Source organism: Paracoccus litorisediminis, assembly GCF_009711205.1.
Taxonomy (GTDB): domain Bacteria; phylum Pseudomonadota; class Alphaproteobacteria; order Rhodobacterales; family Rhodobacteraceae; genus Paracoccus; species Paracoccus litorisediminis.
The window spans coordinates 1-14,755 of record NZ_WMIG01000022.1; the positions used below are offsets into that span (position 1 = coordinate 1).

Consider the following 14,755-nt stretch of genomic DNA (forward strand, 5'->3'; position numbering starts at 1 on the left):
AGATAGGCCCGGTCCCGCGTCCACAGCCACAACCCCTCAAGCACCGCCAGATAGCTCGCCAGACCAATCGTGATCGCCGGGAACACAATGTGAAACGACACCGTGAAACCAAACTGAACTCGCGCCAGCTCCAACGCACTCAGCGTAAACATCCGACGCGCTCCTGTCGCTGGGGGCGATGGCTGGGGATGTCGCGCATGTCTGGCCTCCAGATTTCCGATGATCGGGGGCCCGATCCGGTCCGTGGTCCTTCCAATTTCAGCAGCTTAGCGCATCCGGGCCGTTCCGCCTATCGGCTTGACCGCGCTAGCCCCGCCAGCGCAGCTTGGCCAGCAGCAGCGCAAAGGCGGGCGAGGCCTGCAGCCGCGAGGGGTAGTACAGGTGATAGCCCGGAAAGCTGGGGCACCAGTCCTCAAGCACCGGGACCAGTTCGCCGCTGTCGATCCATGGTTTCAGATGCTGATCAGGCAGGCAGCACAGGCCCAGCCCGGCCAGCGCCGCCTCGATGATCATTTCGGGGTCGTTGCAGGTGAACTGCCCGGCGACCTTGACGTTCATCGCCCGGTCGTCGCGGCCCAGTTCCCATGCGTAAAGCCCGCCCAGCGTGGCAAGGCGCAGGTTGATGCAATTCTGCCGGGTCAGGTCGGCGGGTGTTCCGGGGCGACCATGCGCGGCCAGAAACGCGGGCGAGCCCACGACCAGCATCCGCATATCGGGGCCGATCCGCAGGGCGATCATGTCCTTTTCGACGCTTTCGCCCAGCCGCACCCCCGCGTCGAAGCGTTCGGCGACGATATCGGTGAAGCGATGGTCGACGGCGATCTCGACATTGATGTCGGGATGTTCCCGCATCAGCTCGCAGACCTTCGGAAACAGGATCTGCCGCGCGGCATCACGGCTGGAGGTGATGCGGATATTGCCCGCCGGGCGCTCGCGCAGCGCGGCCAGACTGCCCAGCCGCGCCTCGATATCGTCCAGCGCCGGGCGCAGCGCCTCGGCCAGCTTCTCGCCCGCCTCGGTCGGCGCGACATTGCGCGTGGTGCGGGACAGCAGCCGCAGGGCCAGACGGCTCTCGAGCCGCTTGACGGTATGGCTCAGCGCCGATTGCGAAGTTCCCAGCCGCGCCGCCGCGCGGGTAAAGCTGCGCTCCTCATAAACGGCAAGGAAAGCGACCAGATCGCCCAGTTCATCGCGCTTCATTCATGAACCATCCGTCATGTTCATAACGCAACTTATACCAGATCACGCTGAATCAATCGCTGTCTTTTCGGCAGGGATCACGAAAACCAGCGTGACCATCAGACCCAGCACCTGCAAGATCGCAGCACCGTAAAGCCCGGCCCCGATGCCATGCGCCAGGGCCGCGTCCGAGACAGGCGCACCCCGCATCGCCGAGGCAAAGACCGTGACCATCAGCGCCAGCCCCAACGTGCCGCCCAGTTGATGCGCCACGTTGACCAGACCCGAGGCCGCGCCCGCATCCCGCGCCGCAACCCCTCGCACCCCGGCCACGGTCAGCGGCGCAAGCGCCGTGCCATTGCCCAGCCCGATCCGCAGCATCGGCAGTGCCACCGCGGTTGCATAGCCCGTCCCCGCCCCGGCCTGCGCCAGCCAGAGCAGCCCGAGTGCCGCGCAGGCAAAGGCCGCCGCCAGAACCGGACCGCTGCCGAAACGCCGCAACAGGCGCGGCAGCATCAGCGAGGCCGCGAAGGTCACCACTGTCATCGGCAGAAAGCCGAAACCGGCCTGCACCGGCGTCATATGCAGCACGCCCTGCATCAACTGCGTGCTGAAAAAGAAGAAGCTGACCATCGCGCCCAGAAACAGCGCCCGCGCCGCATAAGCCCCGGCACGTCCCCGATCTGCCAGCAGCCGCAGGGGCAACAAGGGCTGCGCACTGCGGGCCTGAAGGATCAGGAAGCCCGCGATCAGCACCACGCCGACCGCCACGCTGGCAAGGGTCAGCGCGTTCCGCCAGCCGCTGTCGGCGGAACGCACGATGCCATAGACCAATGCCGCCATGCCCAGCGTAGAGCTGAGCGCCCCGGCAATATCCACGCGACCGCCCGAGACCGGGCTTTCCTCCAGCAGGCGCGCGGCGGCCAGATACAGCGCCACCCCCACCGGCACGTTCATCAGAAAACCCACCCGCCATGACAGCCAACCCGCAAAGATGCCGCCCAGCACCAGCCCAAGGCTTGCACCGATGCCCGCCGTCGCCGCGTATTGCGACAGGGCGCGGTTGCGCGGCTCGCCCTCGGCGAAATGGGTCGACAGCAGCGCCAGCGTCGTCGGCGCAAGGATCGCCGCGCCAATGCCCTGCACGGCGCGGGCCGCAAGCAGGGCCGACGGGCTCGGTGCCAGCCCGACGCCCGCCGAGGCCAGCGTGAACAGCGCCACCCCGGCCAGATAGACCCGACGGCGGCCCAGCAGATCGCCCGCGCGCGCCCCCAGCATCAGGAAACCGCCAAAGGCCAGCGTATAGCTGTTTTGCACCCAACTGAGGCCCGCGGGCGAAAAGCCCAAGCCATCGCGGATATCCGGCAGGCCGGTAATCACGATCGAGGTGTCCAGCAGGATCATCAGATAGCTGGCCAGCACGACGATCAGCACTGCGCGTGCGGCATCGGACCGCCCTCCCGCCCCGGCAAGGCCGGTCGGGTCGGGCAAGGTTGCGCTTGCCATGTTCAGATCCTTTTCAGCCCCGTTTCGCGGGATATTCGGCGTCGCTGACGTGTTCCAGCCAATCGACCACGCGCCCGTCCTGCGCCTCGGCAATCGCCACATGGGTCATTGCGACATCGGGCGACGCGCCATGCCAGTGCCTTTCGCCGGGGGCGAACCAGATGGTGTCGCCGGGGCGGATCTCCTCGATCGGGCCGCCCTCGCGTTGTGCAAGGCCAAGGCCTGCCGTCACGATCAGCATCTGTCCCAAAGGATGCGTGTGCCATGCCGTGCGCGCGCCCGGCTCAAAGGTGACGATGGCCCCGCCCGCCCGCGCCGGGGCCGTCGCCGCGAAGGGCGTGTCGATGCGGACATTCCCGGTGAACCATTCCGCCGGGCCACGCACCGAAGGCGATGTGCCGTTGCGCTTGATTTCCATGATCAATTCCTTTCGATATATCAGACCCGCAGCAAGGACTTGATGGCGCGGCGCTCATCCATGGCGCGGTAGCCCTCGGCCACATCGGACAGTGGAAGCTCAAGATCGAAGACCTTGCCGGGATCGATCTTGCGCGACAGGACAAGGTCGATCAGATCGGGCAGGAAGCGGCGCACCGGTGCGGGGCCTCCCAACATGCTGCGCTGCGCAAAGAACAGCTTCGCCCCGTCAAAGGTCACGCCATGGGGCACCCCGACATAGCCGATATGGCCGCCGGGCCGCGCCGCATAGATCGCCTGCTGCATCGATTGTTCGGTTCCGACGCATTCCAGCACGCAATCCGCGCCGACATTGCCGGTCATCTCTTTGATCCGGGCAATGCCATCCTCGCCGCGTTCGGTGACGATATCGGTCGCGCCGAATTCCAGCGCCAGATCCTGCCGCGATTTGTGGCGGCTCATCGCGATGATGCGGGCGGCACCCATCTGCCGGGCGGCCAGAACCGCCATCAGCCCGACCGCGCCGTCACCCACCACGGCAACCGTCGCACCGGGCTGCACCTGCGCCGCATCCGCCGCATACCAGCCCGTGCCCAGCACGTCCGATGCCGCCAGAAGTCCGGGGATCAGATCCTCGGACGGGATGTCCGGCGTGGCGACCAAGGTCCCGTCAGCCAGAGGCACCCGTGCCAGCGGGGCCTGAGCGCCCTTCATGAACTCGATATTCTCGCACGAGGACTGGAAGCCGAAACGGCAATGCGGGCAGGTATTGTCCGAGATGCAGAACGAGCCGACAACGAACTGACCGGGCCGGACGCTGGTGACGGCGCTGCCCACCTCGACCACCACGCCGCAATATTCATGGCCCATGGCCTGAGGCGCCTTCACATCCTGCAAGCCGCGGAACGGCCACAGGTCCGAGCCGCAGACACAGGACGCCGCCAGCCGGATGATCGCATCTGTCGGTTTCTCGATCCGGGGTTCGGGCACTTCCTCAAAGCGCAGGTCGCCCGGTCCGTAAAGCATGGTCGCCAGCATCTGGCACCTCCTTTCGTGATGGCGCCAACATACACCCTGACACGCGCAGGATTAGACACTTAATCCCGCATGGGGTTATGAACTGGTAATATGAATGGACCGGAACCCTAGCGCCCCAGTGCCCGGCTTTCGGACCGGATGCGGATCGCCAGCACCGCGGCGTTCAGAACGGTGAACAGCAGTGCCACCTGCCACAGGCCCAGCACCATCGGCGCGACAAAGATCTCGGCCACGACGACGGCGTAATTCGGGTGGCGGATCAGGCGATAGGGACCGCGCTTCACCAGCGGCGCATCCAGAACGATGATGCGGGTGGTCCAGCGCGGGCCAAGGCTGACCAGCACCCAGATCCGGGCCAGTTGCAGCAGGGCGAACAGCGCCAGCCACGGCAGATGCACCGGATTGTTGCGGCCCAGCACCGCAATCGCCAGCAGCCAACACACATGCAGCAGGACAATCAGCGGGTAATGTCCCACGCCATGCTCGACCGCGCCGCGGGCCAGCAATCGTCGGGTATTTCGCCGCGCAATCGCCAGCTCGGTCAGGCGTTGCAGGATCAGGAACAGGATGAAGGCCAGCGCGCCCGGGTGCACTCAGGCCACCCGGATCGGAATGGCCGACAGCGTGAAGCCCGGTCCAAGCGCCAACGCCAGCAGATCGCCGCGCTGGCCGGAACGCAGCACCTCCTCCAGCACGAACAGCACCGTGGGCGAGGACATGTTGCCGGCCTGTGCCAGCACGCGGCGTTCCGCGTCCAATGTGCCCTCATCCAGATCCAGCGCGGTTTCCAGCGCCACGATCACTTTGGCTCCGCCCGGATGGCAGACATAGCGGTCGATCTTGCGATCCGGCAGCAAGCCGTCCAAGGCGGCACGCAGCTCGGCCTCGGCGAAGACCGGGATCGAGCGGTCAAAGACCACGCCGAGTCCGCTTTCTTCGATCGTCCAGCCCATGATGTCCAGCGTGTCGGGCCACATATGCTGCAGCCCGGCGCCGATTTCGGGTTGGGCATCGTCACGGGCATCACCGGCGCGAAGGATGGCGGCGGCGGCCCCGTCACCGAAAATGGCGGTGGCGATGATGTCGGCCTTGGTCAGCCGGTCCATGCGGAAAAGGACGGTACACGCCTCGACCGAGACCAGCAGCACCGCCGCCCCCGGTCGTGCGGCGGCCAGATCCCGCGCAATCGCAAGGCCCGAGACCCCGCCCGCGCAGCCCAGCCCGAAAACCGGAACGCGCATGACATCGTTGCGAAAGCCCAGCCGTTCGGCCACCACCGCCTCAAGCGTCGGCGTCATCACCCCGGTCGAGGAAATGGTGACGATGACATCGACCTGATCCGCGCGCAGCCCCGCCCGAGTCAGCGCCATGCCCGTCACCTCGACATGCAGATCGGTCGCCCCCTCGACATAGGCGCGGGTGCGCTCAACCCATCCATGCTGGTCGCGGAACCAATCGATTGGCACCACCGAATGGCGCTTGTCGATCCCGGCATTCTCAAAGGCCGTGGCCAGCCGGTCGAATTGCGCGAAACGCGGGCTAAGCAGGCGACGGGATTCCGCGATCACCTCGGGCTGCGGCAGGATATTGGGCGGCAAGGCGCTGGCCAGCGACAAAAGACGCACCGCCGTTCGGGATTGGACGTCAAGCATGTCGGCTGCTCCGGTGACCTGCTGCGTGGGACAACCAAGCATAACGCCCGAACCCGACAGGTCGTGACTCTGGTGCTGTAGATTTGATCATGGGTGAGGATCGCATCGCCATTTTGTCACAAGCCCCTTCGTGATTGCGATGATGGTTCATATCATTGATGATGTCATCAGGATGCAATCTTTTCAGAATCGATCATGAAGCGACCAACGATCCATGACCTCGCGCACGCCGCCGGCGTCAGCACCGCAACCGTCGACCGGGTGCTGAACGGCCGATTGCCCGTGCGGGACGAAACCGCGCGCAAGGTGTCGGAGGCGGCCGAACGCATCGGCTATCATGGCGCCAACGCGATCCGGCAGCGGCTGCTGGCCGACATGCCGGAATATCGCGTGGGCATCGTGCTGCAAAAGGAACGCCACGCCTTTTACCAAAGCTTTGCCGCCAATCTGACGCAGGCCGCAGCCGAGGTGCATGACCGACGCCTGCGCGTCTCGGTCAGTTTCGCGCAATCCTCAGAACCTGCCGAGGTCGCGCAACTGCTGCTGCAGACCGCAGGCAAGGTCCATGCCGTCGCCGCGACCGGGTTGGATCATCACGACGTGACCAACGCCGTATCCACGCTGCGGGCGCGCGGCATCCCGACCTTTTCGCTGCTGTCGGACTTCGCCCAAGGCGAGCGTGAAGGCTATTTTGGCACCAATAACATGAAGGTAGGCCGAACCGCCGCCTGGCTATTGTCGCGCATCGCGCCGCAGCCCGGCAAGATGGCGCTGTTCGTCGGCGGCCATCGCTATCACGGCCATGCGCTGCGCGAGGCCGGGTTCCGTGCCTATATCCGCGAATATGCCCCCGAATTCGAGGTGCTGGACGCCATCGTCAATCTTGAGGCCCGGCAGCTGACACAAGAGGCCCTGTTGGGCGTCATGTCCCGTCATCCCGATCTGGTCGGGGTCTATTGCGCGGGCGGCGGGATGGAGGGGGCCATAGCCGCGCTGCGCGAAGGCAACGCCGCCGAGCGCATTTCTTGCCTTGTCCATGAGATGACGCCCGAATCCCGTCAGGCCCTGCTGGAGCGTCGCATCACCGGCGTTTTCCAGACACCGCTGCGGGAACTTTGCGCCGACCTGATGACCACCATCATCCACACGATCGAAAATGGCATGGCCGAAAATCCCGGCCAGCGCTTCGTTGTTCCGACACTGTGGACGCCTGAAAGTATCTGATGGTTTTACATCATTTCGTGATTATTTTCTATCACGGATGATGCGGGAACCCCTCTCAGCACTGTTGACCGGAATCGCGCTCTGACCGAAGACTTGCCTCGGGTGGTCAGCTGAGGAGAGCGCCACCCCATAGCTGACCGGTTGGGAGGAGCAAGGCGCCACGGGCGTCCGATCCCTCCTGCGAAACGGGCGCGCCGGACGCCCTGAGGGGAGGAACGAGAATGAAGAAAATCCTGATTGCCAGTGCCCTGACATCGACGCTGATGGGTTCCGTCGCCCATGCCGAAAATATCGGTGTGTCGATGGCGCTGTTCGATGACAACTTCCTGACCGTCTTGCGCAATGGCATGAGCGATTATGCCAAGACCAAGGACGGTGTGACGCTGCAGATCGAGGACGCGCAGAACGACGTCGGCAAGCAGCTGAACCAGATCCAGAACTTCGTGGCCTCGGGCGTCGACGCGATCATCGTGAACCCGGTCGATACCGACGCCACGGTCGCCATGTCGGACGCGGCGGCGGCGGCGGGCATCCCGCTGGTCTATGTCAACCGTCAGCCGGTGAACCTGGACGCCCTGCCCGAGAAGCAGGCCTTCGTCGCCTCGGACGAACGCGAATCCGGTACGCTGGAAACGCAGGAAGTCTGCCGCCTGCTGAAGGAAGCCGGCAAGACCGAGGCCAAGATCGTCGTCCTGATGGGCGAACTGTCGAACCAGGCCGCCCGCCAGCGCACGCAGGACATCAAGGACGTCATCGCGACGCCCGATTGCAGCTTCATGACCATCGTCGAGGAGCAAACCGCGAACTGGTCGCGCACCCAGGGCGCCGACCTGATGACCAACTGGATCACCGCGGGCCTCGAATTCGACGCGGTGGTGTCCAACAACGACGAAATGGCGATCGGGGCAATTCAGGCGCTGAAAGGCTCGGGGCGCGACATGAAGGACGTGATCGTGGCCGGGGTCGATGCGACGCAGGACGCGCTGGCGGCCATGGCGGCGGGCGATCTGGACGTGACCGTGTTCCAGAACGCGGCCGGTCAGGGTCAGGGCGCGGTCGACGCGGCGCTGAAGCTCGCCAAGGGCGAGGCCATCGAGAAAAGCAACTTCGTGCCCTTCGAACTGGTCACGCCCGCGAACCTCGCCTCGTACCAGCAAAAGAACTGACATGCAGGGCGGCAGGGGGCACGCCCCCTGCCCCAGCGAACAGGAGAATGCAGGATGATCAGTGCGACAACCCGGCGCGCCATCGACCGCGTGAAGCAGAACATCGCCGAGGACGGCGTGCTGTCGATCCGCGGCATCCGCAAGGAATTTCCCGGCGTGGTGGCGCTGGATGATGTGCAGCTGAAGATCCGCCCCGGCAGCGTTCATGCCCTAATGGGCGAGAATGGCGCAGGCAAGTCCACGTTGATGAAGATCATTGCGGGCATCTATCAGCCCGATGCCGGTGAAATTCTTCTGCGCGGCCAGCCGGTGACGCTGAAATCGCCGCTGGATGCGCTGGAGCAGGGCATCTCGATGATCCATCAGGAACTGCTGCTGATGAATCCGATGACGGTCGCCGAAAACATCTGGATCCGGCGCGAGCCGAAGACCCGCTTTGGCCTGATCGACCATGCCCGGATGGCGGCGATGACGCAGGAATTGTTCGACCGGCTGAACATCCGGCTGAACCCCTTGGCGCAGGTCGCCGACCTGACCGTCGCGCAAAAGCAGATGGTCGAGATCGCCAAGGCGGTCAGCCACAATTCCGACGTGCTGATCATGGATGAGCCAACCAGCGCCATCACCGAATCCGAAGTGGCGCATCTGTTCGCGATCATCCGCGACCTGCGCCAACAGGGCGTCGGCATCGTCTACATCACCCACAAGATGAGCGAGCTTTTCGAGATCGCGGATGAATTCACCGTTTTCCGCGATGGCAAATATGTCGGCACGCATAATGCCAGCGATGTGACCCGCGACGACATCATCCGCATGATGGTCGGACGCGAGATCACCGACATGTTCCCGAAAGTGGACTGCCCCATCGGTGATGTCGTGCTGGAGGTCAGGAACCTGACCCTGCCCGGCGTCTTCGACGATATCAGCTTTCAATTGCGCAAGGGCGAGATCCTTGGGCTGGCCGGGCTGGTCGGCTCGAAACGCTCAAACGTGGCCGAGGCGATCTTTGGCGTGCATCCCGCCGCCTCGGGCGAAATTCTGATCGACGGCAAGGCGGTCCAGATCAGCAGTCCCAAGGCCGCCATGGAACATGGCCTTGCCTTCCTGACCGAGGATCGCAAGGAAACCGGCTGCTTTCTGGTTCTCAACTGTCTGGAAAACATCCAGTCGGCCCTGATCACCCGCGACCATGTCAAGGCGGGCTTCATCGACCAGAAAACGGTGACGAAGCTGGCTGAGGATATGGCAGCCAAGCTGCGGGTCAAGACGCCGAACCTGAACGAGACGGTCGAGAACCTGTCCGGGGGCAACCAACAGAAACTTCTGATCGCGCGCTGGCTGCTGACCCGGCCGCGCATCCTGATCCTAGATGAGCCGACGCGCGGCATCGATGTCGGCGCGAAATCCGAAATCCACCGCCTGATCACGCAGCTTGCCGGACAGGGCGTCGCCGTCCTGATGATCTCGTCCGAACTGCCCGAGGTTCTGGGCATGTCCGACCGGATCATGGTCATGCACGAAGGCCATGTCTCGGGCTTCCTTGATCGCGCCGAGGCGGATCAGGTCCGGGTCATGGAACTGGCTGCCAGGTAAAAAGGGGGGAACCCGATGAATACCCAAACCATCCCTGCCAATGCGAGCGCCGCGGGCCAAAGACGTCTGCCAGCCGAGGTCAACATCCTGATGGTCCTTGTGGGCATCGCGCTGGTCTTCGAAATCCTTGGCTGGATCTTTCAGGGGCAGAGCTTCCTGTTCTCATTGAACCGGCTCAAGATCATGATCCTGCAGGTCTCGGTCATCGGCATCATCGCAGTGGGGGTGACGCAGGTCATCATCTCGGGCGGGATCGACCTGTCGTCGGGGTCCGTCGTGGGCGCGGTGGCAATGGTCGCGATGTCGGTGGCGCAGGTCTCCAGCTATGCCCGCGCCGTCTATCCGGCGCTGACCGATCTGCCGATGATCGTGCCGCTGCTGGTCGGGCTGTCCTTTGGCGCGCTGGTCGGCTTCATCAACGGCTGGCTGATCGCCTATACCAAGATCCCGCCCTTCATCGCCACCTTGGGCACGATGGTCACCGTCCGCGGCTTTGCCAAGTGGTACACCAAGGGCCAGCCGGTCAGCTTCCCGACCGAGGGCTTCGCGGCGCTTGGCAAGGGCATGATGCCGGTGGTGATCTTCATCCTGGTCGCCCTCGTGTTCCATATCGCGATGAAATACACCCGCTACGGCAAGTTCACCTATGCCATCGGCGCGAATGCTCAGGCCGCCCGCGTGTCCGGCATCAATGTCGAACAGCACCTGGTCAAGGTCTATGTCATCGCCGCGATGCTGGCCGCCTTGGCCGGGATGGTGGTGGCGGCGCGCGGTCAGACCGCGCAGGCCGGGATGGGCTTGGCCTATGAGCTTGACGCCATCGCCATGGCCGTGATCGGCGGCGTGTCGCTGAATGGCGGGCGCGGCTCGGTCCTTGGGACGGCGATCGGGATGATCATCTTTGGTGTCATCATCTCGGGTTTCACCTTCCTGCGGCTGGACGCCTATTATCAGGAAATGATCAAGGGCGTGATTATCGTCGCCGCCGTGGTGGCCGATGTCCACCGCCAGCGCAAGCGCCGCAAGACCAGCTGACCCAGACCTTCTCTAGCCTTCGTCGTTCCTCCCCCTGCGGGCGGGGTGCTCCTCCCTGCCGAAAGCTGACCCCGCCCGCTTTTTTCTTTCTCTGAAAGGCCCCCTCATGCGCATCGCGATTGACCCTTTCATGCACCGCCATCTGCCGCTGGAGCAGATCCCGGCCAAGGTCCGCGAGTTGGGCTATGACTGGATCGAGCTTTCCCCGCGCGGCGATTTCCTTGAATGGTTCAAGGCCCCCCGTGTCTTTCCCGACCGCATCAAGTCTTTGAAAAAGGCGCTGAAGGACGAAGGCGTCGGCATTGCCAGCCTGCTTCCGATGTATCGCTGGGCCAGCAACGATGAAGTCGAACGCCAAGCGGCGGTGAAGCACTGGAAACGCGCCATCGAAATCGCCGTCGAACTGGGCGTCGACACCATGAACAGCGAATTCGGCCGCGGCCCGCATCCCGACAAGGGCTCCTGCTACTGCTGCCATACCGGCAGCATGATCGAGACCTGCGAGGATGCCTGGTGGCGCAGCATGGAAGAACTGGTCCCGATCCTTGAGCGCGAGGGGATCAACCTGCATGTCGAGCCGCACCCCGAGGATTGGTGCGAGACGCTGCAACCCGCGCTCGACATCATCCGCACCGTGAACAGCCCGCGGGTGAAGTTCCTCTATTGCGCGCCCCATACTTTCTATTTCGGCGACGACACCCGCGCCATGCTGCGCGAGGCGGCCAACGTTCTGGCCCATGTCCATGTCGGCGACACCTTCAACCACAAGGCCAGTTCGGGCCTGCGCTACATCCTGAACCCGCCCGGCACGCAGGCCCGCGTTCACCAGCATCTGAATATCGGTCAGGGCGAAGTGCCTTGGGATGATTTCTTCGGGACGCTGGCCGAGATCGGCTTTGACGGGATCATGACCGCCTGCGTCTTCGCCTGGGAAGACAAGGCAGACCAGTCCGGCCGCTTCATGCGGGCCGAAATGCAAAAATACATCGATCAATATTGGAAATGAGGCCCAGAACATGACTGTCAGAATTGGTGTCATCGGCACCGGAGCCATCGGCCGCGATCACGCCCGCCGCATCCAGCATGTCCTGTCGGGCGGCACGATCGTCGCGCTGAGCGACGTGAACCGCGCCTCGGCCGAGGCGGTCCGCGCCGACATCGCCCCCGACGCCACAGTCTACGCCACCGGGCAAGAGCTGATCGCCGCCCCCGATGTCGATGCGGTTCTGGTGACCAGCTGGGGCACTACGCATGAGGAATACGTGCTGGCCGCCATCGCCGCCGGCAAGCCCTGCTTCTGCGAAAAACCGCTCGCGACCACGGCAGATGGTGCGAAACGCATCGTTGATGCCGAGGTGGCGCATGGCAAACGTCTGGTGCAGGTCGGCTTCATGCGTCGCTATGACGAAGGCTATGTCGCGCTGAAAAAGGTCGTGGACACACGCATCGGCGCGCCGATCATGGTCCATGCCGCGCATCGGAACCCAACCGTGCCGGAAGCCTATGTCACCCCCATGGCCATCCACGACACCCTGATCCATGAAATCGACGTGTTCCGCTGGCTGCTGGATGACGACTATGTCTCGGCCCGCGTGACCTTCCCGCGTTCCTGCGCGCGGACCCATGCCAAGCTGCGCGATCCGCAGATCGTGACCCTGACCACCGCCAAGGGCACGGTCATCAACACCGAGGTCTTCGTGAACTGCCATTACGGCTACGATATCCAATGCGAGGTCGTGGGCGAGGACGGGATCGCGAAACTGCCCGAGCCGGTCTCGATCCGGATGCGGTTGGATGCGAAACTGCAAAACGACATCCTCACCGACTGGAAGGACCGTTTCGTCGCCTCCTACGATGTCGAGTTGCAGGATTTCCTGAAGGCGGCAGCCCAAGGCACGGCCAGCGGTCCGACCTCATGGGATGGCTACATGGCCGCCGTCACCTCGGATGCCTGCGTCGCGGCGCAAGAGGTCGAGGGGCAATCCGTGCCGATCACCCTGCCCACCCGTCCCGCCCTTTACGCCTGAGGTCAGCTTATGCGTTTCGCCATGAACCATATCGCCGCGCCGAAACTTTCCCTTGAGGAATTCTTCGCCATGGCGCGCGCGCTCGGCGCGACCGAGGTCGAGATCCGCAACGACCTGCCCGATGTGGTCGGCACGCGAAGCCCTGCCGAGGTCAAGGCGGCGGCGGATGCGGCCGGGGTCACGATCATCTCGATCAACGCGCTTTATCCGTTCAACCTGTGGTCGGGCGACCTGCCCGACCGGGCCTTGGCCATGGCCGATTACGCCGCCGCCTGCGGGGCCAAGGCGCTGGTCATGTGCCCGCTGAATGACGGCCGCAAGGTTCCTCATTCGCAGGTGGTCGCGGCGCTGGATGCGTTGAAACCCATCCTGAAATCGCGCGGGCTGACCGGGCTTGTCGAGCCGCTGGGCTTTCCGATCAGCTCGCTTCGGACCAAGGCCGAGGCCATCGCCGCGATCACGGAAACCGGCGATGACGGCACCTTCCGGCTGGTCCATGACACCTTCCACCACCACCTTGCCGGGGAAACCCAATTCTATCCGCGCCGGACCGGCCTTGTGCATATCTCGGGCGTGACCGATCCGACGGTTTCGGTGGCCGAGATGCTGGACCCGCATCGCGTGCTGGTCGACGGCTCCGACCGGCTGGAGAATGTCGCACAGATCCGCGCGCTTCTGGCAGGCGGCTATGAGGGGCCGTTCAGCTTCGAGCCCTTCGCGCCCGAGGTGCATGCCCTGCCCGACCCGCAATCGGCCTTGGCTGACAGCATGGCGGGCATCCGCGCGCAACTGGAGCAGCCCGCATGAGCCGCGCGATGCCCCAGAAATCCCTTGGCGTCGCGCTGATCGGCACTGGCTTCATGGGCAAATGCCACGCCATGGCATGGCGCACGGTCGCCGCCACCTTCGGCGCCGCGCATCCCCGGCTGGAGGTGCTGTGCGACATGCCCGAGGATCGCGCCAGCGCCTATGCCGCGCAATTCGGCTTTGCCCGTGCGACAGCCGACTGGCAAGCGGCGGTCAGTGATCCGGAGGTGGATGTGGTCTCGATCACCACGCCGAACGGCATGCACCGACCCATGGCCGAGGCGGCCTTGCGGGCGGGCAAGCATGTCTGGCTGGAAAAGCCGATGGCACTGACGCTGGCGGATGCACAGTCCATGGCCGATCTGGCTGCAGAGCATCCGGGGCAGGTCACGATCCTTGGCTATAACTACCTGCGCTCGCCCGCGTTTCAGGCGGCGGTCGGGCTGGTGCAATCCGGCGCAATCGGCCAGCCCCATGCCTTTCGCGGTGTCTATGACGAGGATTATTCCGCTGACCCCGACCTGCCTTGGTCGTGGCGGATGACCCATGCCGAGGGGGGATTGGGTGCACTTGGCGATCTGGGCTGCCATCTGGTCAGCCAGATGGTCGCGCTGATGGGACCAGTGGCCGAGGTGACGGCGCAGACCCAGATCTCGATCCCGACACGCCCCTCGCCCGAGGGGGCAAAGCCGGTCGAGAATGAGGATTCTGCGCTGGCACTGCTGCGGTTTTCCAGCGGCGCGCAGGGCTCTTTTGCGACCTCGCGCGTCGCGAGCGGCCGAAAATGCCGGCTTCAATGGGAGGTTCATGGCGCGGATGGGACCATCGTCTTCGATCAGGAAAACATGAACCAGCTTTGGGTCCACCGGACCGGAGAGGCCGGGTTCACCCGCCACCTTACCGGCCCGGATCAGCCCGATTTCGCCGCCTTCTGCCCCGCGCCGGGCCATAATTTCGGCTTCAACGAACAGAAGGTGATCGAGGCGCGCGATCTGGTCTCGGCCATAGCCGGGGGGCCGCCCTGCGGTCCCGATTTCGCGGCCGGGCTGCAGATCGAGCGCGTCATCCATGCCATGGCGGCCTCGAACGGTCGCCCGGTGCAATTGTGAGG

15 protein-coding genes are annotated in these 14,755 nt (G+C 64.4%); 8 read left to right on the top strand and 7 right to left on the bottom strand.

The annotated features are described in order from the left end of the window. The 7 genes from GL300_RS22025 to GL300_RS22055 form a co-directional block, all read right to left on the bottom strand. The coding region (locus GL300_RS22025; protein ID WP_211595236.1) for a cytochrome ubiquinol oxidase subunit I at window positions 1–152 on the bottom strand (152 nt) is incomplete at its 3' end. Between the two features lie 154 nt (window positions 153–306). Further along, window positions 307–1,200, bottom strand: coding sequence for a LysR family transcriptional regulator (locus GL300_RS22030; RefSeq protein WP_155041836.1), 894 nt, complete (start codon window positions 1,198–1,200; stop codon window positions 307–309). A gap of 42 nt (window positions 1,201–1,242) precedes the next feature. Next, window positions 1,243–2,685: an MFS transporter gene (locus GL300_RS22035; RefSeq protein WP_155041837.1), complete on the bottom strand. Its 1,443-nt coding sequence runs from the start codon at window positions 2,683–2,685 to the stop codon at window positions 1,243–1,245. 13 nt (window positions 2,686–2,698) lie between these two features. Then, on the bottom strand, window positions 2,699–3,103 hold the full coding sequence (locus GL300_RS22040) for a (R)-mandelonitrile lyase (protein ID WP_155041838.1): 405 nt from the start codon (window positions 3,101–3,103) through the stop codon (window positions 2,699–2,701). Window positions 3,104–3,123: 20 nt separating this feature from the next. Continuing rightward, on the bottom strand, window positions 3,124–4,140 hold the full coding sequence (locus tag GL300_RS22045; RefSeq protein ID WP_155041839.1) for a zinc-dependent alcohol dehydrogenase family protein: 1,017 nt from the start codon (window positions 4,138–4,140) through the stop codon (window positions 3,124–3,126). Window positions 4,141–4,247: 107 nt separating this feature from the next. After that, window positions 4,248–4,733, bottom strand: a complete 486-nt coding sequence (locus GL300_RS22050; protein ID WP_343043169.1) for an isoprenylcysteine carboxyl methyltransferase family protein — start codon at window positions 4,731–4,733, stop codon at window positions 4,248–4,250. Then, on the bottom strand, window positions 4,734–5,792 hold the full coding sequence (locus tag GL300_RS22055) for a type III polyketide synthase (RefSeq protein WP_155041840.1): 1,059 nt from the start codon (window positions 5,790–5,792) through the stop codon (window positions 4,734–4,736). Between the two features lie 195 nt (window positions 5,793–5,987). Between GL300_RS22055 and GL300_RS22060 the strand changes: the two genes are divergently transcribed. The 8 genes from GL300_RS22060 (at window position 5,988) to GL300_RS22095 (ending at window position 14,753) form a co-directional block, all read left to right on the top strand. After that, window positions 5,988–7,016 carry a LacI family DNA-binding transcriptional regulator gene (locus tag GL300_RS22060; RefSeq protein WP_155041841.1) on the top strand — a complete coding sequence of 343 codons (1,029 nt, stop codon included), beginning with the start codon at window positions 5,988–5,990 and terminating at the stop codon, window positions 7,014–7,016. Window positions 7,017–7,237: 221 nt separating this feature from the next. Continuing rightward, window positions 7,238–8,182 (top strand): sugar ABC transporter substrate-binding protein, encoded by a 945-nt coding sequence (locus tag GL300_RS22065; RefSeq protein ID WP_155041842.1) that lies wholly within the window; start codon window positions 7,238–7,240, stop codon window positions 8,180–8,182. A 54-nt stretch (window positions 8,183–8,236) separates the two neighbouring features. Then, window positions 8,237–9,775 (top strand): sugar ABC transporter ATP-binding protein, encoded by a 1,539-nt coding sequence (locus tag GL300_RS22070; RefSeq protein ID WP_155041843.1) that lies wholly within the window; start codon window positions 8,237–8,239, stop codon window positions 9,773–9,775. 15 nt (window positions 9,776–9,790) lie between these two features. Further along, a complete protein-coding gene (locus GL300_RS22075) occupies window positions 9,791–10,810 on the top strand; it encodes an ABC transporter permease (protein ID WP_155041844.1) in 1,020 nt (339 codons plus the stop codon). 106 nt (window positions 10,811–10,916) lie between these two features. Next, window positions 10,917–11,816, top strand: a complete 900-nt coding sequence (locus GL300_RS22080; protein ID WP_155041845.1) for a sugar phosphate isomerase/epimerase family protein — start codon at window positions 10,917–10,919, stop codon at window positions 11,814–11,816. A 10-nt stretch (window positions 11,817–11,826) separates the two neighbouring features. Continuing rightward, window positions 11,827–12,837, top strand: a complete 1,011-nt coding sequence (locus GL300_RS22085) for a Gfo/Idh/MocA family protein (RefSeq protein WP_155041846.1) — start codon at window positions 11,827–11,829, stop codon at window positions 12,835–12,837. 21 nt (window positions 12,838–12,858) lie between these two features. Then, a complete protein-coding gene (locus GL300_RS22090; RefSeq protein WP_246195342.1) occupies window positions 12,859–13,644 on the top strand; it encodes a TIM barrel protein in 786 nt (261 codons plus the stop codon). Next, window positions 13,641–14,753: a Gfo/Idh/MocA family protein gene (locus tag GL300_RS22095; protein ID WP_155041848.1), complete on the top strand. Its 1,113-nt coding sequence runs from the start codon at window positions 13,641–13,643 to the stop codon at window positions 14,751–14,753. The genes GL300_RS22090 and GL300_RS22095 overlap by 4 nt, the downstream gene beginning before the upstream one ends. Window positions 14,754–14,755 lie beyond the last annotated feature (2 nt).